The 25,750-nt window shown below is 62.1% G+C and carries 23 protein-coding genes; 5 read left to right on the plus strand and 18 right to left on the minus strand.

What is annotated here, in order from left to right; all coding sequences use genetic code 11:
• Nucleotides 1-49 precede the first annotated feature (49 nt).
• The 10 genes from pseG to FB598_RS20730 form a co-directional block, all read right to left on the minus strand.
• The gene (gene pseG, locus FB598_RS11575; RefSeq protein WP_183405833.1) at nt 50-1,147 is read right to left on the minus strand and encodes a UDP-2,4-diacetamido-2,4,6-trideoxy-beta-L-altropyranose hydrolase; all 1,098 of its coding nucleotides are present in this window, start codon (nt 1,145-1,147) and stop codon (nt 50-52) included.
• Nucleotides 1,144-1,842, minus strand: a complete 699-nt coding sequence (gene pseF, locus FB598_RS11580; RefSeq protein ID WP_141914531.1) for a pseudaminic acid cytidylyltransferase — start codon at nt 1,840-1,842, stop codon at nt 1,144-1,146. Before pseF ends, pseG begins: the two co-directional genes overlap by 4 nt.
• Entirely contained in the window at nt 1,839-2,957 is a 1,119-nt protein-coding gene (locus FB598_RS11585; protein WP_221292402.1) for a DegT/DnrJ/EryC1/StrS aminotransferase family protein, read from the minus strand. The genes pseF and FB598_RS11585 overlap by 4 nt, the downstream gene beginning before the upstream one ends.
• A complete protein-coding gene (locus FB598_RS11590) occupies nt 2,950-3,318 on the minus strand; it encodes an FdtA/QdtA family cupin domain-containing protein (protein WP_141914530.1) in 369 nt (122 codons plus the stop codon). Before FB598_RS11590 ends, FB598_RS11585 begins: the two co-directional genes overlap by 8 nt.
• A gap of 139 nt (nt 3,319-3,457) precedes the next feature.
• Nucleotides 3,458-4,630 carry a UDP-4-amino-4,6-dideoxy-N-acetyl-beta-L-altrosamine transaminase gene (pseC, locus tag FB598_RS11595; protein WP_141914529.1) on the minus strand — a complete coding sequence of 391 codons (1,173 nt, stop codon included), beginning with the start codon at nt 4,628-4,630 and terminating at the stop codon, nt 3,458-3,460.
• Nucleotides 4,631-5,108: 478 nt separating this feature from the next.
• Nucleotides 5,109-5,606 (minus strand): transcription/translation regulatory transformer protein RfaH, encoded by a 498-nt coding sequence (gene rfaH, locus FB598_RS11600; protein ID WP_141914528.1) that lies wholly within the window; start codon nt 5,604-5,606, stop codon nt 5,109-5,111.
• A 177-nt stretch (nt 5,607-5,783) separates the two neighbouring features.
• Nucleotides 5,784-7,235, minus strand: a complete 1,452-nt coding sequence (locus FB598_RS11605) for an efflux transporter outer membrane subunit (protein WP_141914527.1) — start codon at nt 7,233-7,235, stop codon at nt 5,784-5,786.
• Complete coding sequence (locus tag FB598_RS11610; protein WP_141914526.1) at nt 7,228-10,383, minus strand: efflux RND transporter permease subunit; 3,156 nt, start codon at nt 10,381-10,383, stop codon at nt 7,228-7,230. The genes FB598_RS11605 and FB598_RS11610 overlap by 8 nt, the downstream gene beginning before the upstream one ends.
• A gap of 11 nt (nt 10,384-10,394) precedes the next feature.
• Nucleotides 10,395-11,567, minus strand: coding sequence for an efflux RND transporter periplasmic adaptor subunit (locus tag FB598_RS11615; protein ID WP_141914525.1), 1,173 nt, complete (start codon nt 11,565-11,567; stop codon nt 10,395-10,397).
• A gap of 432 nt (nt 11,568-11,999) precedes the next feature.
• Nucleotides 12,000-12,170: a hypothetical protein gene (locus FB598_RS20730; RefSeq protein WP_183405832.1), complete on the minus strand. Its 171-nt coding sequence runs from the start codon at nt 12,168-12,170 to the stop codon at nt 12,000-12,002.
• Between the two features lie 73 nt (nt 12,171-12,243).
• On the opposite strand from FB598_RS20730, the gene FB598_RS11620 reads away from it, so the two are divergent.
• Nucleotides 12,244-12,885: a TetR family transcriptional regulator gene (locus tag FB598_RS11620; RefSeq protein WP_141914524.1), complete on the plus strand. Its 642-nt coding sequence runs from the start codon at nt 12,244-12,246 to the stop codon at nt 12,883-12,885.
• 12 nt (nt 12,886-12,897) lie between these two features.
• Here FB598_RS11620 and FB598_RS11625 read toward each other — a convergent pair whose 3' ends face one another.
• The 7 genes from FB598_RS11625 to FB598_RS11650 form a co-directional block, all read right to left on the minus strand.
• The gene (locus FB598_RS11625) at nt 12,898-14,202 is read right to left on the minus strand and encodes a TolC family outer membrane protein (protein WP_141914523.1); all 1,305 of its coding nucleotides are present in this window, start codon (nt 14,200-14,202) and stop codon (nt 12,898-12,900) included.
• A 198-nt stretch (nt 14,203-14,400) separates the two neighbouring features.
• On the minus strand, nt 14,401-14,724 hold the full coding sequence (locus FB598_RS11630; RefSeq protein ID WP_141914522.1) for a rhodanese-like domain-containing protein: 324 nt from the start codon (nt 14,722-14,724) through the stop codon (nt 14,401-14,403).
• An 8-nt stretch (nt 14,725-14,732) separates the two neighbouring features.
• A complete protein-coding gene (locus FB598_RS11635) occupies nt 14,733-15,398 on the minus strand; it encodes a protein-L-isoaspartate O-methyltransferase (protein ID WP_141914521.1) in 666 nt (221 codons plus the stop codon).
• 10 nt (nt 15,399-15,408) lie between these two features.
• Entirely contained in the window at nt 15,409-15,555 is a 147-nt protein-coding gene (locus tag FB598_RS20735; RefSeq protein WP_183405831.1) for a hypothetical protein, read from the minus strand.
• Nucleotides 15,545-18,742 (minus strand): efflux RND transporter permease subunit, encoded by a 3,198-nt coding sequence (locus tag FB598_RS11640; protein WP_141914520.1) that lies wholly within the window; start codon nt 18,740-18,742, stop codon nt 15,545-15,547. Before FB598_RS11640 ends, FB598_RS20735 begins: the two co-directional genes overlap by 11 nt.
• A 3-nt stretch (nt 18,743-18,745) precedes the next feature.
• Complete coding sequence (locus FB598_RS11645) at nt 18,746-19,942, minus strand: efflux RND transporter periplasmic adaptor subunit (protein WP_141914519.1); 1,197 nt, start codon at nt 19,940-19,942, stop codon at nt 18,746-18,748.
• Between the two features lie 64 nt (nt 19,943-20,006).
• Nucleotides 20,007-20,636 (minus strand): TetR/AcrR family transcriptional regulator, encoded by a 630-nt coding sequence (locus tag FB598_RS11650; RefSeq protein ID WP_141914518.1) that lies wholly within the window; start codon nt 20,634-20,636, stop codon nt 20,007-20,009.
• Between the two features lie 416 nt (nt 20,637-21,052).
• On the opposite strand from FB598_RS11650, the gene FB598_RS11655 reads away from it, so the two are divergent.
• The gene (locus FB598_RS11655; RefSeq protein ID WP_141914517.1) at nt 21,053-21,313 is read left to right on the plus strand and encodes a YkgJ family cysteine cluster protein; all 261 of its coding nucleotides are present in this window, start codon (nt 21,053-21,055) and stop codon (nt 21,311-21,313) included.
• Nucleotides 21,314-21,326: 13 nt separating this feature from the next.
• Here the strand turns inward: FB598_RS11655 and arsC are convergent, their stop codons facing one another.
• Nucleotides 21,327-21,683, minus strand: coding sequence for an arsenate reductase (glutaredoxin) (gene arsC, locus FB598_RS11660; RefSeq protein WP_183405830.1), 357 nt, complete (start codon nt 21,681-21,683; stop codon nt 21,327-21,329).
• A gap of 245 nt (nt 21,684-21,928) precedes the next feature.
• On the opposite strand from arsC, the gene FB598_RS11665 reads away from it, so the two are divergent.
• From FB598_RS11665 to recQ, 3 genes are all read left to right on the plus strand, one after another.
• Complete coding sequence (locus tag FB598_RS11665) at nt 21,929-22,783, plus strand: undecaprenyl-diphosphate phosphatase (RefSeq protein ID WP_141914516.1); 855 nt, start codon at nt 21,929-21,931, stop codon at nt 22,781-22,783.
• 119 nt (nt 22,784-22,902) lie between these two features.
• On the plus strand, nt 22,903-23,775 hold the full coding sequence (locus FB598_RS11670; RefSeq protein WP_141914515.1) for an undecaprenyl-diphosphate phosphatase: 873 nt from the start codon (nt 22,903-22,905) through the stop codon (nt 23,773-23,775).
• A 60-nt stretch (nt 23,776-23,835) separates the two neighbouring features.
• Nucleotides 23,836-25,689 (plus strand): DNA helicase RecQ, encoded by a 1,854-nt coding sequence (recQ, locus tag FB598_RS11675; protein ID WP_141914514.1) that lies wholly within the window; start codon nt 23,836-23,838, stop codon nt 25,687-25,689.
• The last annotated feature ends 61 nt before the right edge of the window (nt 25,690-25,750 follow it).

Below are 25,750 nucleotides of genomic sequence, written 5' to 3' on the forward strand. Positions count from 1 at the left end.
ATGCCGGGTTCAAATATTCCTCCGGCTGTGAAAATATCTTAATTTTTGTCTAGCTCAACAACAGCTCGCATACCTGTTTGGTGCCGGTTCCCGGCACCAAGTCCTGGCATAATCGGCTCATTTGCTTCAGTCTTTCGGGGGTCTGCAGGCATCGAGCAACAGCATCGGTAATCAACTTCGCGCTGACCTGGCGGCTTTCCCCCAAAAAGTCGATGTAGCCTGCTGCCCGCATTGCTGTATTGGTCACGGTCTGATTGGTGGCAATACTGATGACGATGGCTGGTAGGCCAAGACACATTCTCTCCCAGCTGGTGCTCCCCCCCGCACTGATCATTAGATCCGTTTGCGTCATCCGTTCCGCCAAGGAAGGGAGGTCGCTATATACCAGAGTTCCTGGTCGCGCTGCTGCTTGACGATGTATGCCTTCTGGGTCCGGGTGATTGATTCCAAGTACCACATCCACATCTAAATTTGCCAGTGCAGGATCGGTAAGGGCATCAATCACTTTTTGTGTTTCATTGGTCGGATCGCTGCCGCCCATGAATACAAGTACCCGTTTCACCCTCCCCGTGCGCGGGAGCATTTGCGCACGCAGCGAAGCATATTCCGGTCGCAGCAACGCATATCGGGGACCCAGCATGGTGATGCAGTGATCAGGAACCACTCCTTGATAACGATGAGCCATATCGACGCCAAACCAGTTCTGGTCCAGCAGGAAATCGCATTCGTGCTTGCGGTCAGCCAGATCGTCAATGACCATGATCCGTTTAGCGTACGGGCGAAGTGTCGTTTCCCAGCGGATGTCGAGGGCATAGTGGTCAATTACGCACAGATCTGGCTTGATGGCCTGCATTGCATGCCGTGTTTCGTCGGCATCTTGGGGCCACGTAGTCCCCAGCCAACTGGCGTGTGCCAGAGTGGGAAGGGAAACATCGTTCTCCTGTTGCAAGTGCTGCGACTGCGCAGGCAGTTCGATGACGTCATAGCCACGTTGTCGTATCGCAGCGATCATATTGCCGGGATGCATGCGGCAAATAAAGGAGGACGTCACCCCTTTGCCCTGCAATTCGTCAGCGAGGGAAAGGCAGCGCACTATATGCCCGGTTCCAATTTGCAAGGATGCATCTGCGCGGAAGACGGCTCTCACGGCAGCTCCGCTTCGTGTTGCATTGATTTGAACAGCCACTCAGCGCGCATCCAATCTTCGGCAGTGTCGATATCCTGAACACGATGGCGTGGCAATCGCACCGGCATTGATGCTGGTGTGAAGAAGGCTGGATCCTCCTTCCAGGCGCTTGTTCTTCCCCAATAGAATTGACCCGCATCGTGCCAGGCCTCCTCCAGATCCTGCGAACGGGTATTGAAGTGTTCGGGATAAAACATCTCAACGCGCTCAGTATTCAGGATGCGGATGGCTCGTTGAATGGGGAATGGATAGCTGGTTACCGAAAATGCATAGTTGCAGTCATTGGCCATCAGTACGTTCAGGCCACGGCGCAAATCGTCGGCCTGGACGAATGGTGCAGTAGCGTAGATACAACAAACCTGCGAAGGCTGCCTGTCTTGTCCAAACCACTCTATGGCATGACGGATTACGGGAATAGTCCCGGTATGATCGTCAGCAAGTGCTGCCGGCCGCATGAATGGCACGCTGGCCCCCCACTGCCTTGCGACATCAGCAATCTCGGCGTCATCGGTGGATACGATCACCTCGTCAAAGCAACCGCTCTGCAAAGCTGCCGAGATTGACCATGCAATCATGGGCTTGCCGCAGAATGACTTGATATTCTTGCGCGGAATACGTTTGCTGCCGCCTCGCGCGGGAATGACAGCCAGCCTCATGATGCTTTGGCCGTGTGAAAAAATTCACCAATGAGGGCGGCTACACGGGAGATATCGTCAGCAGTGTGTCCGACGGATATGGGCAGGCTGAGCTCGGTGGCATGCAGTTCCTCAGCAATTGAGTAGTCACCCGCCAGTATCCCTTGCATGGCTTCTTGACGATGTGGAGCGATGGGGTAGTGGATCTCGGTCTTGACCCCATGTTCCAGCAAATACTGGCGCAGAGCGTCGCGACGCGGATGACGGATGCCGTAGATGTGGAATACGTCATATTCATCAGAACGGCGCACGGGCTTGATCAGCTCTTCCGGCAGATTGGCGAAATAGACCTCGGCCAGTGAACGTTTGTGATCCGTCATGGCGTTCAGGTGGTGCAACTTGACGCGCAGCAGCGCTGCCTGAAGCTCATCCAGTCGGGAGTTTATGCCGACATAGCGGTTGACGTACTTTTGCTTGGAGCCATAGTTACGCGTATGGCGCAGCCGGTCGGCAATGGCATCGTCGTTGGTGGTGATGGCGCCGGCATCACCCATGGCGCCCAGATTCTTGGTCGGATAGAAGCTGAAGCAGCCGGCATCGCCAAACGTGCCGGTCATTTGTGCTCCCAGGCGGGAGCCGTGCGACTGCGCGCAGTCTTCGATCACCCTCAGACCATGTGCGCTCGCAAAGGCACCGATGGCATCCATGCGACAGGTCTTGCCGAACAAGTGGGTGACGCAAATGGCGCGCGTATTGCTGGTCATGGCTTGCTCCAGACGAGCCGGATCTATGTTGAAAGTGGCCGGATCGGGCTCTACCAGCACAGGCTTATGTCCAGCACGCACGATGGCGAGAATGGTGGCAATGTAGGTATTAGATGCAACCAGAATATCGCTGTGAGCCGGCAATTCCAGCGCTTCGATGGACAGGATGAGCGCATCCAGGCCATTGGCCACGCCGATGCAATGCTTGGCTCCTACATAGCTGGCGAATTCAGCCTCGAAGGCGCTGACCTCCTTGCCCAGTACGTACCAGCCGCTGCGGATGACGCGGGTTGCTGCCGCTTCCAGATCGGCCATAAAGCGCTGATTTGAAAACGCCAAGCTTTCGTATTCAATGATCGACGGTTCACTCATAGGGCGTATCAATATATTCGCTGCGGTCATATGGATGCGACGACATTACGAGCAGCACGGCTCCCGCCTCAAATGTCATGGTGTGCCAATCTTTCGGTTCAACCAGTAAGCATTTGCTTGGATGATCCAGTTCGATGGCTTCGTTGGTCACGCCGTCGTTCATGGAAACGACTATCTTGCCACTCACTGCCACCAGTGCCTGGCGTGTATGGACATGACGATGTCCGCCACGCGTTTTGCCATCCGCGCCATAGATCCAGTAAGTGCGGACCACCTCAAATGGTAGTGAGTTCTGCAGCACTGTGAGGGAGCCTCGGGAGTCAGCGAATGTGGGTAGATTCAGAACGGTGAAATGCGTCATGTAATGTCTTTCTTCGTGAGCAGGCTTCCCATCGTAGCAGACCCGGCAATCCTCAATTTCGTCGTTTTTCCGTCAATGCTGCGGTTGGATTCCGCCCGAATGGTGGCGTCACCGGTTCATTGCGACGTCTACACACACTTCAGAAGAGCGTCTGATAACCGGAAGGCGCGAGCAGTCGTCCAACTACTGTTTTTTGCTGCTCGGCCGTGAGCCCCGGGTAGATGGGGAGAGTGATGGCTTCTGCGTAATATTGTTCTGCCTGAGGGAAGTCTTCTGGTTTGAAGCCCATCTGCTCGTAATAGGGCTGGCGATACACCGGTATGTAGTGGAGATTGACGCCGATGCCGTCGGCACGCATGCGTTCGAACACTTCCCGGTGACTGGTTTTCATGGCGCCGGGACGCAGGCGCACTATATATAAATGTAGCCCGGAATAGGAGTCCGGATGTTGCCAGGGGCGCACCACTGGGGTGTCCTTGAGCAATTCTTCGTAGCGCTGGGCAAGCAGATGTCGTTCGGTGACGAATTCATCGAGTCGCCGCATCTGGCTCACACCTAGTGCAGCCTGAATGTCCGTCATGCGGTAATTGTACCCAAGCTCGATCTGTTGGTAATACCAGGGGCCATCAGGTGCACGTGTCATTTCGGATGGGTAACGCGTAATGCCATGACTCCGGGAGCGCGCCATGCGTTTGACCAGTTCGGGGTCGTTGGTGACCGCCATGCCTCCTTCGCCGGTAGTAATAATTTTGACTGGATGGAAGCTGAAGACGGTAATGTCGCTATAGCGGCAATTACCGATTTTCTCTCCCTTGTAGTGGCCCCCGATAGCGTGCGATGCGTCCTCAATGATGCGGAACCCATATTGGAGCGAAAGGGCATGAATGCTTTCCATTTCGCAAGATTGTCCTGAGAGGTGCACCGGGATCACCACCTTGGGTAACTTACCGTTGCGCTTGGCGTGTTCAAGCTTGTCTGCCAGGCAAGCAACGTTCATGTTGTAAGTCTTCGAGTCAATGTCGACAAAATCGACCTCGGCGCCGCAGTAAAGGGCGCAATTTGCGCTGGCCACGAAGGTGACTGGAGTGGTCCAGACCAAGTCGCCTGGCCCTACCTCCAAGGCCATACAGGCGATATGCAGGGCACTTGTAGCACTATTTGCTGCGACAGCGTGTTTGGCTCCGCAGTAGGTTGCAACAGCTTTTTCGAACTCAGGTACAACCGGGCCTTGCGTGATGAAATCTGAACGTAACACTTCCACCACGGCATCGATGTCTTCCTGGGAAATATTTTGGCGTCCGTATGGGATCATGGCTTTTGACTGTCTAGTGTAAAAACATGAGTGCGCTTTAAGCGCGGCTTACTTCAATCGACAACATCTCGCCTTGAGCGCTTCCTTGCGACCAAATCGCAATCAGCAATACTCGGGGGGCAACGAGGCCCATCTCGAACTAGACTTCGGGTAGAAGTCGACAAATTCCGGGAAGGTATAAGCGGATCAAAGTGATCGAGAATGATTTTGCAAGGCTACCGCTGCGCTGTCACACGATCAGCAAGCGCGGTTTGCAGAAATCATAGAAAGTCCGGAAGAGTAACATGCAAAAAATGCAATTATTGCACGTTCATCGGACAATGAAGATTGTGCCACATCACCAAGATTTGAGAAAGACTCATGATTATGGTGAAGCAGCGACAAATTGTCCGGGCAGCAATGGATCGCAGGTGGGGGGCGTGATAAGTGGATGGTGCCTGGAAGTGAGAATCGTTTCTCTGTCGCGGGTGTGCCATGATCAACTGAGCTTGCGCACGCTACCGGGGCGCATTGCAATGGAAACAGGCTTGCTCAACAGTTCAATGAGAATGATGACGCGGCGTTCGCCATCGGACATTTGATAAATGCCCTCAAGTCCGGCAAAAGGTCCATCTTCAAGCTGCACCTTTTCCCCAGGAAAGAACAGTTGCTGCGGTTTGGTCGTAGTGTGTGGGCGCTGTTGCTGCAACAGCTCGATCAGATGGTGATCGACTCTTGCCGGCTCCGTACCAAAGCAGACTAACCGGCTTACCCCTTTAGTTGAGCGGACTGGCGCCCAGCTTTTCGGCGAGTTGCCATGTCCAAGGCGAATGAATAGGTAGCGAGGGAACAGCGGTTCATCACTGACGATGACGGCACCCTGGCGAAGCTTCTCGACGAAGAGGGTTGGGAGATAGCACTGGTAGCCTTGCCTTACAAGGTTCTCTTCTGCGCACTTTTCCTGTCTGGGTTTGGTATGGACGAGATACCAGTGCATCGCAGCTCCCAAAGGTTATTTTTTGATTCAGGAGGCATTCTATCTTCAGGCATGGTGACGGGCAAATAAATCCTCCGTCGCTAGTTGCGATCAGGAAAGATATTGCCATTTTGAAGAAAACAAAGATATTGACGGCCGCCTTGAAAGCGGCCGTCAGCTTGGGACGTAAAGGGGGGGTTACTGCTTTACCGCCAAACTCACCGAATTCTCATTAAGCCCACCCCCCAACGCCTTGTACAAATCAATGGCATTGTTCAACCGCAACTGCCGCGCCTGAATCAACGCCTGCTGTGCCGAGAACAAATCGCGCTGCGCGTCGAGCTGGTCGAGCGAGGAGGCGATGCCGTTCTTGAAACGCAGGTCGGTCAGCTTCAGGCGTTCCTGCTGGGCGTTCAGGAAGGCTTCCTGGGCCTTGACCTGGTCGTCCAGGCTGCCGCGGGCGACCAGGGCGTCGGCCACTTCGCGGAAGGCGGTCTGGATGGTCTTTTCGTAGGTCACCACCGCCTTGTTCTTGCGCACTTCGGCCAGGTCCAGGTTGGCGCTGTTGCGGCCGAAGTCGAAGATCGGCAGCGACAGCGACGGGCCGAAACTCCAGGCGCCGGAGCCGGATTCGAACAGGCCGCCCAGCGTGCTGCTGGCGGTGCCGAAGTTGCCGGTCAGGCTGATGCTCGGGAAGAAGGCTGCGCGCGCGGCGCCGATGTTGGCGTTGGCGGCCAACAGGCTTTGCTCGGCCGAGCGGATGTCGGGACGATTGGTCAGCAGGTCCGAGGGCAGGCCGGCCGGGATGTCGGTGACGATCTTTTCATCCGACAGCAATTGCGCCGGCGGCAGGTCGGAGACTTTCTTGCCGACCAGCAGCGTCAACGCGTTCTCGGCCTGGGCGCGCTGGCGTTCCAGTTGGGCCTTGGCGATCCGCGCCGATTCCACCAGCGTTTGCGTCAGGCGGAAGTCCAGTGCCGAGGACGCGCCCACGTCGAAGCGCTTTTGCGCCAGCTGGATATCGTCCTCGCGCGACTTCAGCGTCTGTTCGGCCAGCAGCAGTTGCTCGGCGTAGGAACGCTCGGAGAGGTAGGCCTGCGCCACCTGGGCGACCAGGCTGATCTGGGCCGACTTCTTGGCTTCCTCGGTGGAGAGGTAAGTCGCCAGCGCGGCATCCTTCAGGTTGCGCACGCGGCCGAAGAAGTCCAGCTCGTACGCAGGTACCGCCAGGCCGACCTGGTAGCTGTTGCTGATGAAAGGCTGGCCGGTCAGCGACTGGCTGGCCGCGGTGCGGGTGCGCGCAGCCGAGCCCGATACGTTCAGGTTGGGCAGCAGGTCGGCGCGGGCGATCTGGTATTGCGCGCGCGCTTCTTCGATATTGAGTACCGCAGTGCGCAGGTCGCGGTTGTTCTCCAGCGCGGCCACGATCAGCGATTGCAGGCGCTGGTCCGGGAAGAACTGGCGCCAGCCCAGGTTGACTGCGTCCAGTTCCTTGTTGCCGGCGGCGTCGGCCGGGTAGGCCGTCTCGACCGGCGCGGCTGGACGCTCGTAGGTGGGAGCCAGCGAGCAGCCCCCCAGTACACCGGCGACCGCCAGCGCTGCGCAGAGTTGCAGCAAGCGAGGCGCGCGCGGCATCGACAGATTAGCCATTGTGATTCTCCACATTAATCTTGGGGGAGTGTTCGGCGTCGAACTTGTGTTGACGCTCGCTACCCTTGAACAGTTTGCGCACGACCACGAAGAAGATCGGCACCAGGAACACGGCCAGCACGGTGGCGGTGATCATGCCGCCCATCACGCCGGTACCGATGGCGCGCTGGCTGGCCGAACCGGCGCCGGAGGCGATCGCCAGGGGCAGCACGCCCAGGATGAACGCCAGCGAGGTCATGATGATCGGGCGGAAGCGCAGGTGCACCGCTTCCAGCGTCGCTTCGATCAGGCCCATGCCTTGTGCCTGCAGGTCCTTGGCGAACTCGATGATCAGGATCGCGTTCTTGGCTGACAAGCCCACCACCGCGATCATGCCCACCTTGAAGTACACGTCGTTGGGCATGGCGCGCAGCGTCACGCCCAAGAGTGCGCCGAGGATACCCAGCGGCACCACCAGCATCACCGCCAGCGGGATCGAGGTGCTTTCATACAAGGCTGCCAGCACCAGGAACACGGCGATCAGCGACAGCGCATACAGCGCCGGCGCCTGGTTGCCGGAAGTCTTTTCTTCCAGCGACTGGCCGGTCCACTCAAAGCCGAAACCTTCCGGCAGCTTGGCCACGAACGATTCCATCTCGGCCATGGCTTCGCCGGTGCTGCGGCCCGGGGCTGCGCCGCCGGCGATCTTCATGGCCGGATAGCCGTTGTAGCGGATCAGCTGCACCGGGCCATTGATCCACTTCGCCGTCACGAAGGACGAGAACGGGACCATGGTGCCGGAGGAGTTCTTGGCATACAGGTTGACCAGGTCTTCCGGTTGCAGGCGGCGGTTGGCGTCGGCTTGCACGATCACGCGTTGCTGGCGGCCCTGGTTGGGGAAGTCGTTCACATACGACGAGCCCAGTGCGGTCGACAGCACGCTGTTGATCGTGGAGAACGGCACGCCCAGGGCATTGGCCTTGTCGCGGTCGATGTCCAGTTGCAGCTGCGGCGCATCTTCCAGACCTTCCGGACGCACGCCGGCCAGCACCTTGCTTTGCGACGCCATGCCCAGGATCTGGTTGCGGGCCTGTACCAGCGCCGCGTGGCCCAGGCCGGCGCGATCCTGCAGGCGGAAGGTGAAGCCGGTCGCGTTGCCCAGTTCGGGAATCGGCGGCGGGTTCAGCGGGAACACGATCGCATCCTTGATCTGCGAGAAGGCACCGAAGGCCTTGCCGGCGATGGCGTCGGCCGACTGCGCCTTGGTGCGTTCGCTCCAGTCCTTGAGCGGCGTGAACACCAGCGCGGCGTTCTGGCCATTACCCGAGAACGAGAAGCCCAGCACCGCGATGGCGTGCTCGACCGCCGGATCCTTCAGGTAATACTCTTCCACCTTCTTCACCACCTCGGTCGTACGCCCCGTGCTGGCGCCCGGCGGCAGCTGGATGTTGGTGATGATGTAGCCCTGGTCTTCGTTGGGCAGGAAGGAGGCCGGCAGGCGCACATACAGCAGCCCCACGCAGGCCACGATGAGCACGTACAGGATCATGTAGCGGCCGGTCTTGGTCAGCATCTTGCCGATGATGCCTTGGTAGCCGGAGGCAGTTGCGTTGAAGCGGCGGTTGAACCAGCCGAAGAAGCCCTTCTTCTCGTGATGATGGCCCTTCTCCACAGGCTTGAGGATGGTCGCGCACAGCGCCGGCGTCAGCGTGAATGCCATCAGCACCGAGAACACCATCGAGGCCACCATCGACAGCGAGAACTGGCGATAGATCGCGCCCACCGCGCCGCCGAAGAAGGCCATCGGGATGAACACCGCGATCAGCACCAGCGTGATGCCGATCAGCGCGCCGCTGATCTGGCCCATCGCCTTGCGCGTGGCTTCAGGCGGCGACAAGCCTTCCTCGCTCATGATGCGCTCGACGTTTTCCACCACCACGATCGCATCGTCGACCAGGATGCCGATGGCCAGCACCATGCCGAACATGGTCAGCACGTTGATCGAGAAGCCGAACAGCAGCAGTGTCGCGAAGGTGCCCAGCAGCGCCACCGGCACCACCACCGTCGGGATGATGGTGTAGCGGATGTTTTGCAGGAACAGGAACATCACCAGGAACACCAGCACGATTGCTTCGATCAGGGTCTTGACCACTTCCTCGATCGAGATCTTGACGAACTTGGAGGTGTCGTAAGGGATGGTGTATTTCACGCCGGCCGGGAAGTACTTGGACAGCTCTTCCATCTTCTTGTGCACGGCGGTGGCGGTGCCCAGCGCATTGGCGGTGGGCGAGAGCTGCACGCCGATGAACGAACTGGGCTTGCCGTCCAGGCGGCCCGAGGTGTCGTAGGTCTGGCCGCCGACTTCGATGCGGGCCACGTCGCGCATGCGCACTGACGAGCCGTTGGCATTGGCGCGCAGGACGATGTCGCCGAACTGTTCAGGCGTGGTCAGCTGGCCGTTGACCACCACGGTCGCGGCGATCTGCTGCGTGCCGGGGCTGGGCAGCGCGCCCAGCGTGCCGCCGGCCACCAGCGCGTTTTGCGCGGTGATGGCGGCCGTCACGTCGGCTGGCGTCAGGTTCAGGCCGATCAGCTTGTTCGGATCGATCCAGATGCGCATGGCGCGTTCGGTGCCGAACAGCTGTGCCTGGCCCACGCCTGGTACGCGCTTGACTTCGTTGAGGACGTTACGCGACAGGTAGTCGCCCAGCGCCACCGGATCCAGCTTGCCATCGCTCGACGACAGCGCGATGAACAGCAGGAAGTTGCTGCGCGACTTGGTCACCTGCACACCCTGTTGGGTGACGGCCGCCGGCAGGCGCGCTTCCACGCGCTTCAAGCGGTTTTGCACGTCCACCGCCGCCAGGTCGGGGTTGGTTTCCGGCGAGAAGGTGACGGTGATCTGCACCTGGCCGTTGGCCTGGCTTTGCGACTCCATGTACTGCAGGCCGTCGGCGCCGTTCATTTCCTGTTCGATCAGGCTGGTCACCGAATCGTCCAGGGTCTGGGCGGTCGCGCCCGGATAAGTCGCCGTCACCACGATGGTGGGCGGCGCGATGTTGGGGTACTGGGACACCGGCAAGCCGGTGATCGCCAATGCCCCGGCCAACATGATGAAGATGGCCAACACCCACGCAAAAACGGGGCGATCGATAAAGAACTTTCCCATCTGGCAGCCTCTTAGTTAGCTTTCTGTTGGGCGCCCGCTGCACCTTGTTGGGCCGCTTGGCCCGACTGGTTGGGAGCGGCGCCCGCGGGATTCCATTGCACCGGTTTGACGGCCGCACCCGGCCTGACCTTTTGCAGGCCTTCCACGATCACGCGGTCGCCTTCCTTGAGGCCATCGATGACCTGCCAGTTGTTGCCCTGGGCCGAGCCGGTCTTGACCACGCGCGGCGCGACCTTGTTGTCGGCATCCACCACGAACACGGACGAGCCGTTGAGGTCGCGCATGACGGCCTGTTGCGGCACCATCAGCGCCTGCTCGTCGATCGCCTGTTCAATCTTGGCGCGCACGTAGGTGCCCGGCAGCAGCACGCGCTTGGGATTGGGGAATTCGGCGCGCAGCGAGATCGAGCCGGTCGCTTCGTCGACCGTGATGTCGGAGAACAGCAGCTTGCCCGGCAGCGGGTAGGGCTGGCCGTTTTCCAGGAGCAGCGTCACGCTGGCCTTGCCGTCGCCCACGCTCTTCAACTGGCCGCTGGCCATGGCCTGCTGCAACTTCAACAGGTCGGCGCTGGACTGGGTCACGTTGACGTAGATCGGGTCGAGCTGTTGCACCAGCGCCATCTGGGTGGCGTCGCCGCCTTGGCCGACCAGCGCGCCCTCGGTCACCAGCGCGCGGCCGATGCGGCCGGAGATGGGCGAGGTCACCGAGGCGTAGCCCAGGTTCAGCTTGGCGATCCGGACTGCGGCTTCGGCTTGCTTCTGGGCCGAGACGGCATCGTCGTATTCCTGCTTGGAGACGGCGTTGACTTCCACCAGGGGCTTGTAGCGTTGCGCCTTGAGGGTGGTCTGGGTCAGATTGGCCTGGGCATTGTCATAGCTGGCCTGGTACTGGGCCGGATCGATCTGGAACAGCAGTTGGCCTTCCTTGACGTCGCTGCCCTCCTTGAAGACGCGCTTCTGGACGATGCCGGCCACGCGGGCGCGGACCTGGGCGACGCGGTAGGCCTCCAGGCGGCCCGGCAGTTCATTGGTGATGGCGATGCGTTGCGGGGCCACGGTGACCACCGATACTTCCGCCGGTGGCATGGCGCCGCCTTGAGCGGCTGGTTTTTGTCCGCAAGCGGCCAGGGCGGCAGCGATTGCGACGGTCATGGTGAGGCGCGTGAAACGACTGACTGAGCTCATAGATATCTCGCACGAAAGTAAAGTGGGGCCGCCGTGGCGGCAATGAAACGAATTCGGTAAAGCAGATGTTGCGATCTCGCCTGACTGCGAGATATAGGCTAAGACACGATTGTTGCGGAGCAAAAAAAGAAGCTGCCGACTTCCCGGGGGAAGCGGTTACTTTTTTGCGGTTGATTTACAGCAGGAACCTGGAACGGGTGCTATTATACATACATTCGTGTATGTATGTATTTGCATCATACTCCATATTAATTTATCAAACTTGTTGAAATAGGCGTAGAGAAATATGAGCGATTCCTTGCATTTTGTGAATAATGCTGCTCCTGCGCCATTTCTGCCAGTCAAAAACCGAGCCGGAATCCTCATGGCCGCGGCAATTTGCCGCGGCCAGTCCGGGCGGTCTCATGCCGTGCCATTGTGGCGGACATTGTCTTACGAAAACATGACTGCCGTGTTTCGGCCCACGCCGCGTTGCGTCGCGGCTTGCCGGGAACCGTTGTGCAAATGCAGCATGAGCCTCCGCTCGCGGGCGCTCGCCGGGAACGGCGGCGCCATGTCCTTGCGGTCTCCGGCATGGTTTTTTTCTTCATTCCCATCCAGCATGCAGGTCTTGTCATGATCCAGACTCCAACCCCGGTTTCCACTCGTGTTCCGGCTGCGGCCGGGGGGCGCTGATATGGCCCGCTCGACCAAGGAAGAGGCGCTCGAAACGCGCGCGCGCATCCTCGATGCCGCCGAGCATGTATTTCACGAACGCGGCGTTTCGCACACCTCGCTGGCCGACGTGGCCAAGGCGGCCGACGTCACGCGCGGCGCCATCTACTGGCATTTCAAGAACAAGAGCGACCTGTTCGACGCCATGTGCGAGCGGGTGCGCCTGCCCATGGAAGCGGTGCTGGAAGAAAGCGCCAGTCCGCAACTGGCCGACCCGCTCGGGCAGTTCCTGCGCAGCGGCGTGTACGTGCTGACCATGGCCGCCACCGATGAGCGATGCCGCAGGGTGTTCGATATCATCTTCAACAAGTGCGAATTTGCCGACCACGACGATCCTATCCTGGTGCGCCAGCGCGAGTGCCATGTCGATGGCATGCTGCGCCTGGAGCAGATCCTCACCAACGCCATTGCCCGCGGGCAGTTGCCCGGCACGCTGAACGTGCGGCTGGCTTGCCTGACGGCGCACGCCACGTTCAGCGGCCTGCTGACCGACTGGTTCTTCGCGCCGGACAGCTTCGACCTGGTCAAGGATGGCGAAAAGATGCTGGCAGCCTCGCTGCACGCCTTGAAGACCGCGCCCTCGCTGCAGAACGACGCCGCCTGAGGCGGCCCACCCTTACTGCGGCGGCGCCGTCAGCAGCACGTTGATCAGCGCCAGGTCTTGCTCGCGCAACGCGCCGGCCGCGGCCTTCAATTTCAAGCCGTTCATCAATGTATCGTAGCGCGCCTTGGACAGGTCGCGCCGGGTCGAATACAGCTGCTGTTGCGCGTTGAGCACGTCGATGTTGATGCGCACGCCGACCTGGTAGCCCAGCTTGTTGGAGTCCAGCGATGACTGGCTCGACACTTGCGCCGCCTCATACGCTTTCACCTGCGACAAGCCGTTGGCCACGCCCAGGTAGGCCTGGCGCGCATTGAGCACGGCCGTGCGGCGCGCATTGTCCAGGTCGGAACGCGCCTTGTCGGCCAGCGCCACCGCCTCGTCCACCTTGCTGCTGGTGGCAAAGCCCGAGAACAGCGGAATATTCCACTGCACCCCGATCGAATTGCTGTAGCCGCGTCCGTTCAGGTAGGGCGTGCGCACGCTCTTCTGGTCGCTGAAGTTGCGCGCCGCCACCAGATCCACCGTCGGCGCGTGGCCGGCGCGGTTGCGCTTGATTTCGCTTTGCGCGATCTCCAGCGCCACCTGCTGCGCCACCACGCCGTAGTTGTCCGATTGCGCGCTGGCGACCCAGGTATCGATCTGCGCCGGCTGCGGCGGCGCGAGCTTGACGTCGCTGCGCAAGACCGCCAGCGGCGTCGGCGGCTGGCCGATGATCTGCTGCAGCCTGGCCAGCGCCACCTCCAGGTCGTTTTGGGCGGCGATCTCCTGCGCGCTGGCCAGGTCGTAGCGGGCCTGGGCTTCGTTGGTGTCGGTGATGGTGGCGGTGCCGATCTCGAAATTGCGCCTGGCCGAGGCCAGTTGTTCAGAGATCGCGATCTTTTGCGCGCCCAGGAAGGACAGCGCATCCTGCGCCGACAGCACGTCGAAGTAGGCCTGGCCCACGCGCAGGATCAGGTCCTGCTGCGCCTGGGCGAACTGCGCCTCGCTGGCGGCGACCGAGAGCTTGCCCTGTTTGTAGTTTTCCCAGTTGGCCAGGCGAAACAGCGGCTGGGTCAGCTGCAGCGCATAGGTATTGGACGAACTGTCGAAGTTCTCGTCCGAGCGCGTATAGCTGCCGCCCACGCCGGCGCTCGGCAACAGGCCGGCGCGCCCCTGGGTTTCCTTCTCGCGGCCCGCCGTCAGCGCATAGCGCGCGCTGGTGTAGACCGGGTCATTGGCCAGCGCGAGCTGGTAGACCTGCAGCAGGTCGGCCGCGCCGGCGGCGGCGTGCAAGGAAAGGCCGGCGGCCATCAGGGAAGCGAGCAGGGTACGGCGCATGGACGGATTCTCCGGGCGGAACAAGGCTGGACAAACGATAGGAATGCAAGTGCATCGGCGCGGCCGGGACGGTATCGGGCGGAAGGCGTGCCTGCCGCGCTTGCGCGGGGCACAGGTAACAGGAAATGGGGAAATCCGCCGGAAGCTGTCTGCGGCTTGTTGCGCCCGCCTCCGGTGAGGGCGGCAGGCGCATCAGGCTCAGTAGGTCGGCATGGACGGGTCGACCTGGTTGGCCCAGGCGTGGACGCCGCCGGTCAGGTTGATGACCTTGGTGAAACCCTGGCGTTCGAGGAAGGCCGCGACTTGCATGCTGCGCCCGCCATGGTGGCAGATGCATACCACGGGCTGTTCCTCATCCAGCTCGGAAAAGCGCCCGGGAACGGTGTTCATCGGCACCAGCTGCGAGCCGGCGATGTTGCAGGTTTGGTGTTCCCAGGGTTCGCGCACATCCAGCAGCAGAGGGGTAGGGCGGTCGGGATCGGCGATCCAGGCGGCCAGGTCCGGGGCGGTGATGTGCTCCATAAGAAATCCTAGAAAGTGAAGGGTGAGGGCGTGGCGGCCGCGTGCAAGGGTTTGGCCAGCGTTTCCACCACGTTGACGGTATCGAAAGTGTGTTCGGAGGTGCGGGTGATGAGTTTCAACACCATCACCGGTTCGGCGCCGACGATGGCCAGCAGGCGGCCGCCGACCTTGAGTTGCTTGCCGAAGCCTTCCGGCAGGAACGGCAGCGAGCCGGAGATGACGATCACATCGTATTCGCCTGCGCGGCCATCGGCGCCGGTCCAGCCTTGCGCGCCGTTGCCCAGCTGGACGTCGACATTGGCCACGCCATAGTCGGACAGGTTCTGTTCGGCCAGCGATTTCAGTTCCGGCGAGATCTCGACGGTGGTCACATGGCGCGCCTTATGCGCCAGCAACGCCGCCATGTAGCCCGAACCGGCGCCGATTTCCAGGACGTATTCGTGTTTCTTGACGTTGGCTTCCTGCAGGATGCGCGCTTCGATCTTGGGCGCCAGCATGTTCTCGCCGCCCGGCAGCGGGATTTCGGTGTCGAAAAACGCCAGGCTGCGATGCGCGGCCGGGACGAAGTCTTCGCGCTTGACGACCGTCAGCAGGTCCAAAACATCCTGCGCCAGCACGTTCCAGGGGCGGATTTGCTGTTCGATCATGTTGAAGCGGGCTTGTTCGATATTCATGGCAGTAGGCTCAATAGCGACGGAAAGCCGCCATTTTATCAAACACCGCCCAGCTCAACAGCTCATGTATGCCCGGAAAATCCCCGCAGAATCCCGCCTGTTGCAGGATTTCCTCAGTGCAATCCGTCTCGGCGGCGGGCATGCGCTCAATCGTCATGGCGTTCTCCCGCGCCAGCTTGTTCCTGTGCCGGCCCGAACCACTTGCGCTTGACCCAGGCGCCCAGGTCGTCCAGGTAGGTATAGGCTACCGGCACCACCACCAGCGTCAGCAGCGACGAGGTGATGATGCCGCCGATTACCGCCTGCCCCATCGGCGCGCGCTGCTCGGAACCCTCGGCCACGCCGAAGGCCAGCGGCACCATGCCGAACACCATCGCCAGCGTGGTCATCAGGATCGGGCGCAGGCGTACATGCGCCGCTTCCAGCAGCGCCGCGCTGCGCTCCATGCCTTCGCGGCGCGCCTGGTTGGCGAAGTCCACCAGCAGGATGGCGTTCTTGGTCACCAGGCCCATCAACATGATGAAGCCGATGATGGAGAACATGTTGAGCGTGGAGCGGAACATCATCAGCGCCAGGAACACGCCGATGAGCGTGAGCGGCAGCGACGACATGATGGCCACCGGCTGCAGGAAGCTGGCGAACTGCGAGGCCAGGATCATGTAGATGAACACGATCGCCAGCGCCAGCGCGCCCACGGCGTAGCCGAAGGACTCGTTCATGCTCTTGGTCGAGCCGCCGATCTGGTAGCGGTAGCCCGGCGGCCAGTGCATGTCGTCCAGCATGGTCTTGATCTGGGCGTTGATCTGCCCGGCCGAGCGGCCCTGGGCATTGGCCGACAGCTCCACCTCGCGGTTCAGGTCGCGCCGGTTGATCTGGTTGGCGCCCAGCGTGTTCTTGATCTCGGCCACCTGGCGCAGCGGCACCATGCGCGGCGAGCCGTCCGCATTGGTCAGCGTGCTGGCCAGCATCAGGCGCGAGAGGTCGTCCACGGTGCTGCGGTCGCTCGGCGCCAGGCGCACGTTGACGTCGTAGTTCTCGTCGTCCGGCGCGCGCCAGCTGCTGGCGGCTTCGCCCGCCAGCAGCGGCGACAGCGCATTGCCCAGTCCGGCCACGCCGATGCCAAGATCGGAACCGATATCGCGCCGCGGTTCGACCGAGATGGTCGGTTTTTGCGCCTTCAGGCTGGAGTCGAGGTCGACCACGCCGGGAATCTGGCTGAGCTTTTGCTGCACCTGGTCCGACAGCCGCGCCAGTTGCTGCAAATCCGGCCCCAGCAGGCTGAAGCGGATCTGCTTGCTGTCGCCGCCCACGCCGTCCAGCGTGCCCACGTGGGTCACAGTGATGCCGGCCACCTGCGACAGTTTCTGGCGCAGCAGCGGCGCCATCTGGCCGGTAGTGAGCGTGCGTTCGGTGCGCGGCTTGAGGCGCACGAACACGGCCGCGTAGTTCTTGCCCTGCGAATTGCCGGTGTTGACGGTGCTGTAGATGTCGGTGATCTCGGGGAACTGCCGCAATATCGCCTCGACCTGGTGCACCTTGCTTTCGGTCAGCTCCAGCGAGGAACCCACCGGCGTGAAGAAGGTGACGCCGGTTTCGGAATAGTCCGCCTGCGGCACGAATTCGGAGCCGATCAGGCCCGCGGCCGGCAGCGCGAGGCCGCCGAAGAAGGCTGCCAAGGCAATAACCAGCGTAGCCACGCGGTGCTTCAACGACCAGCGCAGCATTTCCTGGTAGCGCGCCGACAGCCATTGCACCAGCCGGTCGAAGGCCTGCAGCACGCGGCCGATGGTCTTGTCATACCAGCCGGCTTTCTTGCCATGTTCGCCATGCGCATCCGGATCGGGCCAGATGGAAGACAGCATCGGGTCCAGCGTGAAGGAGACGAACATCGAGATCAGCACGGCGGCGGCCACGGTCACGCCGAACTGGTGGAAGAAGCGCCCGATGATGCCGCCCATGAAGCCCACCGGCAGGAACACCGCGACGATGGAGAAGGTGGTGGCCAGCACCGCCAGGCCGATTTCCTGCGTGCCTTCCAGCGCCGCCATGCGGTGCGACTTGAACTTGCCGTGCACCTTCATGCCGGCATGGCGCACGATGTTTTCCCGCACCACGATGGCGTCGTCGATCAGGAGGCCCACGCACAGCGACAGCGCCATGAGCGTGATCATGTTGATGGTGAAGCCGAACATGTACATGAACAGGAAGGTGCCGATCAGCGCCACCGGCAATGTCAGCCCGGTGATCACGGTGGAGCGCCAGGAGTTCAGGAACAGGAACACGATCACGATGGTCAGCACCGCGCCCTCGATCAACGTGCGGCGCACGTTCTCCACCCCGGTGCGGATCTGGCGCGAGCCGTCCTTGACCACCTGCAGCGTCACGCCCGGATACAACTGCTGCAGGCTGGGTTCCATTTCCTTGATGCTGCGCTTGAGGCCGTCGGCCACGTCGACGGTGTTCTGGCCCTGGGCTTTCAGGATGTCCAGCGCCAGCGTGCGTTGGCCGTTGTACAGGGCCAGCGTCTCTTGCTCTTCCTGGCCGTCGACCACGTTGGCGACCTGCGCCAGCGTCACCGGCTGGCCGCCGCGGCGCGCCACGATGATGCGCTTGAAGTCTTCCGGATTTTTCACGCGGCCCTGCACCTGCACGGTCTTTTCCGCGTCCAGCATGCGGATGGCGCCGGTCGGCAATTCCTGGTTTTCATTCCTGACCGCGTCGATCACCTGATTCACGCCGATGCCCAGCGCCTCCATCTCGGCCGGCTTGACGTAGATGTTGACCTGGCGCTTGACGCCGCCCACCAGCGTCACCGAACCCACGCCGCGCACATTCTCCAGTCGCTTCTTGATCACCTGGTCGGCGATGGTGGTCAGTTCGCGCAGCGTGCGCGGCTTGGCATCGGGCGCATTGGTGACCGAGATCGAGAAGATCGGCTGGTCGGCCGGATCGAAGCGGGTGATGCGCGGCTCGTCCACTTCCTTGCGGAAGGCCGACTTCACCAGCGCCACCTTTTCGCGCACGTCCTGCGCACCCTGGGCCGGATCGACGGTGAGGTCGAACTGCACGATCACTACCGACAGGCCTTCATACGAGTGCGACACCAGCGAATCGATGCCGTTGATGGTGTTGACCGACTCTTCGATCTTGCGCGTGACGTCGGATTCGACGTTCTCCGGCGAAGCGCCGGGATAGGTGGTCTGCACCACCACCACCGGAAAGGTGATGTCGGGGAACTGGTCGACCCGCATGCGCTGGTAGGAGAACAGGCCCAGCACCACGAAGGCCATCATCATCATGGTGGCCAGGACCGGGTTGCCGATCGAGATGCGCGTGAACCACATCGTTCAGCGCTCCTGCGGCCGGTAGGCGGGAGAACTGCCGGCCTGCGCCGATTGCGCGCCGGCGCCGCGCTGCAGGATGCGTACCGGCGTGCCGGCGCGCAGGATGCCCAGGTTGGCCTTGACCACCAGCGCGCCCTCGGCCAGGCCGCTGGCGATTTCCACCGCGCCGCCATCGGCATTGCGGCCTTGCAGGCCGGTCACCACCGGGCGCCGCGCCAGCACGTTGTTTTCGATGGCGTACACGTAGGCATTGCCATCCTCGACCTGGATCGCGGTGCCCGGCACGGCCAGCACGCGCTCCTTCTTCTCCAGCGTCAGGCCGGCATCGGCGAACATGCCTGCGCGCAACAGGCCCGCGGGATTGTCCACGCGCACGTAGACCATGATCGAGCGCGAACCCGACTGCGTGGCCGGATTGATGCGCACCACGCGGCCGACCACCTTCTGCGGCAGGCCCTCCACCGCGACCTGCACTTCCTGGCCGATCTGCACTTTCAGGATATCGTTGGTCGGCACCGGCGCTTCCAGTTCCATCTGCGACAGGTCGACCACGTCCAGCAGCTTGCCGTCGACCGCTACCTTCTCACCGGGCTGCACATTGCGGGCGCTGATCATGCCGGTAATCGGCGAGCGCACCACGGTATCGGCCAGCGCCTTCCTGGCCACGTCCAGCGCGCCGCGCGCAGTGTCGACATTGGCGCGGGCGATGTCGAACTGGCTGGATGCGGTATCGAAGGCGTTGCGCGAGATGAAGCCCTTGTCCAGCAGCACCAGGTTGTTGTTGCGGGTCTGGGTGGCGATCTCCAACTGGCCCTGGGCCGCCAGCAGCGAACCGCGCGCCTGGTCGACCTTGGCCTGGTAATCGGCGGTATCGATGCGGGCCAGCACCTGGCCTTCCTTGACCGCTTCGCCTTCGCGCACCAGCACCTGCTGTACCTCGCCGGCCACGCGCGCCTTCACCGACGCCTGGTTCAGCGCGCGCAACGCGCCCGACAACGGCAGCACGCGGCGCAGCTCGCCGGCCTGCACGGTGACCAGGTCGCCCGGGAGGAACTCCATCGCGCTGGGGAGCGCCGCCTGCGCGGCAGGCGGAACCGAGGCGGGCGCGCGTTTCTTCAGCAGCAGGCCGGCGGCTCCCAGCAGTACCAGGATCAGCAGGGTCCAGCGCAGCCAGCGGCGTTTGGGCAAGGGAAGCTTCATCGATATGTCTCTGTTTGGGCATGCAGACGTTTGCGCCCGCGATTTATTGTCGGCTATTGCGGCGTCAAGCCTTCAGGCCGTTGATGCACAGGTCGACCAGGCTGGCCAGGTAAGCGTGCGGATCGATCGGCGCGATCGCGCACAGGCCGAAGGACTGGTGCCACAGCATCAGCATCACCACCGGCGCGACGATCACCTTCTTCATCGATTCGGCGTCGATCTGGCGGAACTCGCCGCGCGCCATGCCGCGTTCCAGCATGCGCACGACCATGGCGTCGCTGCGCACGATGATTTCTTCATGGTAGAAACGCGCCAGCTCGGGGAAGTTGCCCGACTCCGCCATCATCAGCTTGGTGATGCCGTTCAGGCCGGAACGCGCGGCCGTCTCCCACCATCCCAGGATCAGCTCGCGCAACAGTTCGGCGCTGCTGCCGGGGTAGTTGTCCACCATCGTTTCGGCTTCATCCAGCAGCGGCAGCATGTGGGTGCGCACCACCGACTTGAACAGGCTTTCCTTGTTTTCGTAATAGAGATACAGCGTGCCCTTGGAGACGCCGGCGCGCGCGGCCACGTCTTCCAGTCGGGTGGCGGCGAAGCCGCGTTCCACGAATAATTGCATCGCCGCCGTCAGCAGTTCCTGCGGGCGGTCTTGTTTGCGGCGTTCCCAGCGAGGTTCTTTGGCGGCTTCTGACATAAACGAGCAAGACAAGGCGCACCGCATCGGCGGCCGGCAATATCCTGCGTGAAAATGGGGTTGCCGTCGGGCGGGAATACGAGTGCGCCAGTAAATTACCGGAGAGTCAGCAATGTAAGTGGCAAACGGCATGGCGTCAAGGATCAAGGTGGAAGCGGATGGCCAGACTACGGGCGCGCAGGTCAGGAGGCCAGCGTCATGCGACCGGAGGCGGCGCCTGCGCCGTGAAATGCGGCAAAGGCGAGGCGAATCGCTGTCGCAACGGCGTGCAGCATACCCAAGGCCGGATGAAGGAAGAATGAAGCGGCAGTCCTGGCCGGCGCAGGGCGTTAAGGGATTTACGTTAAGGGCTTTACAATAGCGCCTGCGCATTGCCGGCCGGCAGTGCGCGTCCTGCTTCCGATGATTTGCCATCCATGAACTGCCGTCCCCAATGCGGCGCCTGCTGTACGGCGCCTTCCATCACCAGCCCCTTGCCCGGCATGCCCAACGGCAAGCCGGCTGGCGTGCCGTGCGTGCAATTGGATGAGGCGATGCGCTGCAAAGTCTTCGGCCGGCCCGAGCGTCCGGCTTTCTGTGGCGGCCTGCAGCCGTCGGCCGAGATGTGCGGCGACAGCCGTGCCGCGGCCATGTTCTGGCTGGGGGCGTTGGAAGCCGCGACCGCGCCGGCCAGTTGATCCGCTGATCCCTTCATCCAGGGAAGATTTCTTCCAGCCGCTCCTTGGGGCGCACCAGCAACGCTCCCTTGGGCGTGACGACGATCGGGCGGTTGATCAGGATAGGGTGTTGGGCCATCGCATCGATCAGTTGGGTATCGGTCAGCGCCGGGTCGTCCAGGCCCAGCTCGGTGTAGATCGCTTCCTTGCTGCGGATGATGTCGCGCACCGGCACCCCCATGGCGGCGACCAATTTCTTTAGCGTGGCGCGGTCGGGCGGGGTCTTCAGGTATTCGATCACGGCCGGTTCGGCGCCGCCGTCGCGCAGCGCCTGCAGCACGTTGCGGGAGGTGCCGCATTTGGGGTTGTGATAAATGGTGATGTCGCTCATGGTGATCCTTTCGGGCGTGCGTGCCGCGGCTGTCGGTGGAAAAAACCGACATGGTAACGTTTCCGGCCGGCATGGTTGGGCGAGGCTTTCCGCTGCGGCACGCATAGAGCGCCAAGTCCCGTACTGTAGAATTTCGGTTTGTTGCGGCGCACCTTTATGCGCAAGCGTAGTCAAAAAGCCGTTTTGCCCGATCCACCCGCCGCTTTTCCTGTCAACCCCACCGAAAGAAGCCACCCTAGCCACGTATGGACACCATCCTCGCGCTCAAGGCGCTCATCATGGGCATCGTAGAAGGCCTGACCGAATTCCTGCCCATTTCTTCCACCGGACACCTGATCCTGGCTGGCAGCCTGCTGCAGTTCAGTAGCCCGGCCTTCCCCAAGGAAAAAGTCGATGTCTTTGAAATCGTCATCCAGGCCGGCGCCATCCTCGCCGTGTGCTGGGAATACCGGGCCCGCATCGCCTCGGTGCTGACCGGCCTGTTTACCGACCGCAAGGCGCAGCGGCTGGTGATCAACCTGATCGTCGCCTTCCTGCCGGCAGCCGTCCTCGGTTTCCTGTTCAGCAAGAAGATCAAGGAAGTGTTGTTCAACCCGCTGTCGGTGGCGATCGCCTTCATCGTCGGCGGCCTGGTCATCCTGTGGGTGGAACGCCGCAACAAGGACCGCATGAGCATGGCGTCGGCGCGTATCGAAACGGTGGACGACATGACCCCGATCGACGCCCTCAAGGTCGGCATCGCCCAGGCCTTCGCACTGATCCCCGGCACCAGCCGCTCCGGCGCCACCATCATCGGCGGCATGCTGTTCGGCCTGTCGCGCAAGGCGGCCACCGAGTTCTCGTTCTTCCTGGCCATTCCGACGCTGTTCGCCGCCACCATCTACTCGCTGTACAAGGACCGCGCGCTGCTCTCCGCGGCGGACGTGCCGCTGTTTACCGTGGGCACCGTGGCCGCCTTCGTCTCGGCTTTCCTGTGCGTGCGCTGGCTGTTGCGCTATATCAGCTCGCACGACTTCACCATCTTCGCCTGGTATCGGATCGTGTTCGGCATCATCGTGCTGGCCACGGCTTATAGCGGCGTGGTGGTCTGGGTGGAATGATTCCACGCGCCTCCCGCAGGTTTGACTAATGCAGTGCAGTATCGCCGTACCGGACCGGATGCCTCGATGCGTCCGGCCTCACAATTACCTTTCGCCAACCTCACTCTAAAGAGAACCTTATGGCCAATGTTTGCAGCGCCGGCCTCGATATCGGTTTCGCCTCGCTTAGCTATCTGCAGATCGGTTTGCTCGGCGTCGTCCAGGGCATCACCGAATTGTTGCCGATTTCTTCCACCGCCCATATGCGCGTCGTGCCGGCCTTCCTCGGCTGGCACGACCCCGGTTCGGCGTTTTCCGCGGCGATGCAGCTGGCGGCGCTGGCCGCGGTGGTCAGCTATTTTCGCCGCGACGTGGCGGCAGTGACCGGCGGCAGCGTGGCCGCCTGGCGCCGCCGCGATTTCAATGACCCCATGTTCAAGCTGGCGGTGGCCATCATCCTGGCCACCATTCCCATCGGCATCGCCGGGCTGGCGCTGTCGCATGTGCTCAATGCTTGCGGCTCGCCGCTGCGCAGCCTGAGCGTGATCGGCTATTCCTGCATCGCGATGGCGATCCTGCTGGCGATTGCCGAACTGGCGTGCCGCCATCGCCGCAGCGTCAGCCAGATGCGCCTGCGCGATGCGCTCATCGTCGGCATCGCCCAGGTCGGCGCGCTGATTCCGGGCGTATCGCGCGCCGGCTCCACGCTCACCGCCGCCCTGTTCCTCAATTTCCGCCGTGAAGAAGCGGCGCGCTTTTCCTTCCTGCTGGGGTTGCCGGCCATCGCCCTGGCCGGCTTGAAGGAACTGGCCGTGCTGCTGCACGCGCATATTCCACTGCAAGCCTGGGGCGTGCTGCTGTTCGGCCTGGTGGTGGCGAGTGTTTCGGCCTTTGCCGCGATCTGGGGCCTGATGAAGTTCCTGGAGAAATTCTCCACCTGGCCCTTCATCGTTTATCGCGCCGCGCTGGGGATATTCCTGCTGTTGGCGGTCGGCCAGGGCTGGCTGCAATAGAATAGCGTCTTTCCAGCGGCTTCCGTTTCCGCCAGTTCCGCCACACCCGCATAAAGATCCATGGTCGATTTCGATACCCTGCCTGCCGACACCCCTTTGCCGCAACGTGCCCTGCACGTGCTGGAGACCGTGTTCGGCTATTCGTCCTTCCGCGGGCACCAGGGCGAGATCGTCCAGCACGTCGCCGGCGGCGGCGATGCGCTGGTCCTGATGCCGACCGGCGGCGGCAAGTCGCTGTGCTACCAGGTGCCGGCCTTGCTGCGCGACGGCGTGGGGGTGGTGGTGTCGCCGCTGATCGCGCTGATGCAGGACCAGGTCGATGCGCTGGACGAAGTCGGCGTGCGCGCCGCCTTCCTCAACTCCACCCAGAGCTTCGACGAGGCGTTGCAGATCGAACGCCGCCTGCGCACCGGCGACCTCGACCTGCTCTACGTCGCGCCGGAACGGCTGATGACGCCGCGCTGCCTGGAACTGCTGCAATCGGCCAATATCTCGCTGTTCGCCATCGACGAGGCGCATTGCGTCTCGCAATGGGGACATGATTTCCGCCCCGAATACATCAAGCTTTCGGTGCTGCATGAGCGCTTTCCGCAGGTGCCGCGCATTGCGCTGACCGCCACCGCGGACGCCCAGACCCGTGAAGAGATCATCCGCCGCCTGCAGCTGGAACAGGCGCGCCAGTTCGTCTCCTCCTTCGACCGTCCCAACATCCGCTACCAGATCGTGGAAAAGGCCAACGGCCGCAAGCAGTTGCTGGACTTCATCAAGAGCGAGCATCCTGAGGACGCCGGGATCGTCTATTGCCTGTCGCGCAAGAAGGTGGAAGAAACCGCCGAATTCCTGCGTAGCGAAGGCCTGAATGCGCTGGCCTACCACGCCGGCATGGACTATGCGCAGCGCACCGCCAACCAGGCGCGCTTCCTGCGCGAGGACAAGATCGTGATGGTCGCCACCATCGCCTTCGGCATGGGCATCGATAAACCGGACGTGCGTTTCGTCTGCCACCTCGACCTGCCCAAGAGCGTCGAAGGCTATTACCAGGAAACCGGCCGCGCCGGCCGCGACGGTTTGCCGGCCGACGCCTGGATGGCCTACGGCCTGCAAGACGTGGTGCAGCAGCGCCGCATGATCGGCGAATCGGAAGCCGACGAAAGCTTCAAGCGGGTGCAGGGCGCCAAGCTCGACGCCATGCTCGGCCTGTGCGAAACCCTGAACTGCCGGCGCGTGCGCCTGCTCAATTACTTCGGCCAGGAAGCCAGTCCCTGCAACAACTGCGACATCTGCATGACGCCGCCGGTATCCTTCGACGCCACGGTCGAAGTGCAGAAGCTGCTCTCCACCGTCTACCGCGTCGAACAGCGCTTCGCGCCCGGCCACGTGATCGAGGTATTGCGCGGCATCGACGGCGAGCGCGTCAAGCAGTGGCGCCATGACCAGCTTTCGGTATTCGGCATCGGCAGCGACCGCGGCGAGGCCGAATGGCGCGCCATCCTGCGCCAGGTGATCGCGCTGGGGCTGCTGACCGTCGACCATGAGAACTACAGCGCGCTCAAGCTCACCGACGCCGCCCGCCCGGTGCTGCGCGGCGAGCAGAAGATACAGCTGCGCCAGTACCAGAAACCCGTCAAGCCCAAACGCGGTTCGCAGCGTTCCAGCTTCGTCGAGACCGACCTGTCGAGCGAGGAACAGGCGCTGTTCGAGAAGCTGCGCTGGTGGCGCGTGGAAACCGCGCGCGAACACAACGTGCCGGCCTACGTCATCTTCCACGACGCCACCATGCGCGAAATCGCCAAGGCGCGCCCGCAATCGCTGGACGACCTGCGCCACGTCAACGGCGTTGGCGAAAAGAAACTGGAAACCTACGGCGCGCAAATCATCTCGCTGATCGCCGGCGTGGAGGAAGAGGCAGGCTGATGCCTGGCCTCACGACGGAGCGAAGCTTGCGCTGAACTTGCTCTTGTCGCCCAGTCTGGTT

This window comes from Herbaspirillum sp. SJZ106, assembly GCF_006715495.1.
GTDB lineage: Bacteria > Pseudomonadota > Gammaproteobacteria > Burkholderiales > Burkholderiaceae_D > Herbaspirillum.

Coding starts and splice junctions, on each gene's coding strand:
- pseF (WP_141914531.1), bottom strand. CDS start 1,842: ATGAGGCTGGCTGTCATTCCCGCGCGAGGCGGCAGCAAACGTATTCCG.
- FB598_RS11585 (WP_221292402.1), bottom strand. CDS start 2,957: ATGAGTGAACCGTCGATCATTGAATACGAAAGCTTGGCGTTTTCAAAT.
- FB598_RS11590 (WP_141914530.1), bottom strand. CDS start 3,318: ATGACGCATTTCACCGTTCTGAATCTACCCACATTCGCTGACTCCCGA.
- pseC (WP_141914529.1), bottom strand. CDS start 4,630: ATGATCCCATACGGACGCCAAAATATTTCCCAGGAAGACATCGATGCC.
- rfaH (WP_141914528.1), bottom strand. CDS start 5,606: ATGCACTGGTATCTCGTCCATACCAAACCCAGACAGGAAAAGTGCGCA.
- FB598_RS11605 (WP_141914527.1), bottom strand. CDS start 7,235: ATGGCTAATCTGTCGATGCCGCGCGCGCCTCGCTTGCTGCAACTCTGC.
- FB598_RS11610 (WP_141914526.1), bottom strand. CDS start 10,383: ATGGGAAAGTTCTTTATCGATCGCCCCGTTTTTGCGTGGGTGTTGGCC.
- FB598_RS11615 (WP_141914525.1), bottom strand. CDS start 11,567: ATGAGCTCAGTCAGTCGTTTCACGCGCCTCACCATGACCGTCGCAATC.
- FB598_RS20730 (WP_183405832.1), bottom strand. CDS start 12,170: ATGCTGGATGGGAATGAAGAAAAAAACCATGCCGGAGACCGCAAGGAC.
- FB598_RS11620 (WP_141914524.1), top strand. CDS start 12,244: ATGGCCCGCTCGACCAAGGAAGAGGCGCTCGAAACGCGCGCGCGCATC.
- FB598_RS11625 (WP_141914523.1), bottom strand. CDS start 14,202: ATGCGCCGTACCCTGCTCGCTTCCCTGATGGCCGCCGGCCTTTCCTTG.
- FB598_RS11630 (WP_141914522.1), bottom strand. CDS start 14,724: ATGGAGCACATCACCGCCCCGGACCTGGCCGCCTGGATCGCCGATCCC.
- FB598_RS11635 (WP_141914521.1), bottom strand. CDS start 15,398: ATGAATATCGAACAAGCCCGCTTCAACATGATCGAACAGCAAATCCGC.
- FB598_RS20735 (WP_183405831.1), bottom strand. CDS start 15,555: ATGACGATTGAGCGCATGCCCGCCGCCGAGACGGATTGCACTGAGGAA.
- FB598_RS11640 (WP_141914520.1), bottom strand. CDS start 18,742: ATGTGGTTCACGCGCATCTCGATCGGCAACCCGGTCCTGGCCACCATG.
- FB598_RS11645 (WP_141914519.1), bottom strand. CDS start 19,942: ATGAAGCTTCCCTTGCCCAAACGCCGCTGGCTGCGCTGGACCCTGCTG.
- FB598_RS11650 (WP_141914518.1), bottom strand. CDS start 20,636: ATGTCAGAAGCCGCCAAAGAACCTCGCTGGGAACGCCGCAAACAAGAC.
- FB598_RS11655 (WP_141914517.1), top strand. CDS start 21,053: ATGAACTGCCGTCCCCAATGCGGCGCCTGCTGTACGGCGCCTTCCATC.
- arsC (WP_183405830.1), bottom strand. CDS start 21,683: ATGAGCGACATCACCATTTATCACAACCCCAAATGCGGCACCTCCCGC.
- FB598_RS11665 (WP_141914516.1), top strand. CDS start 21,929: ATGGACACCATCCTCGCGCTCAAGGCGCTCATCATGGGCATCGTAGAA.
- FB598_RS11670 (WP_141914515.1), top strand. CDS start 22,903: ATGGCCAATGTTTGCAGCGCCGGCCTCGATATCGGTTTCGCCTCGCTT.
- recQ (WP_141914514.1), top strand. CDS start 23,836: ATGGTCGATTTCGATACCCTGCCTGCCGACACCCCTTTGCCGCAACGT.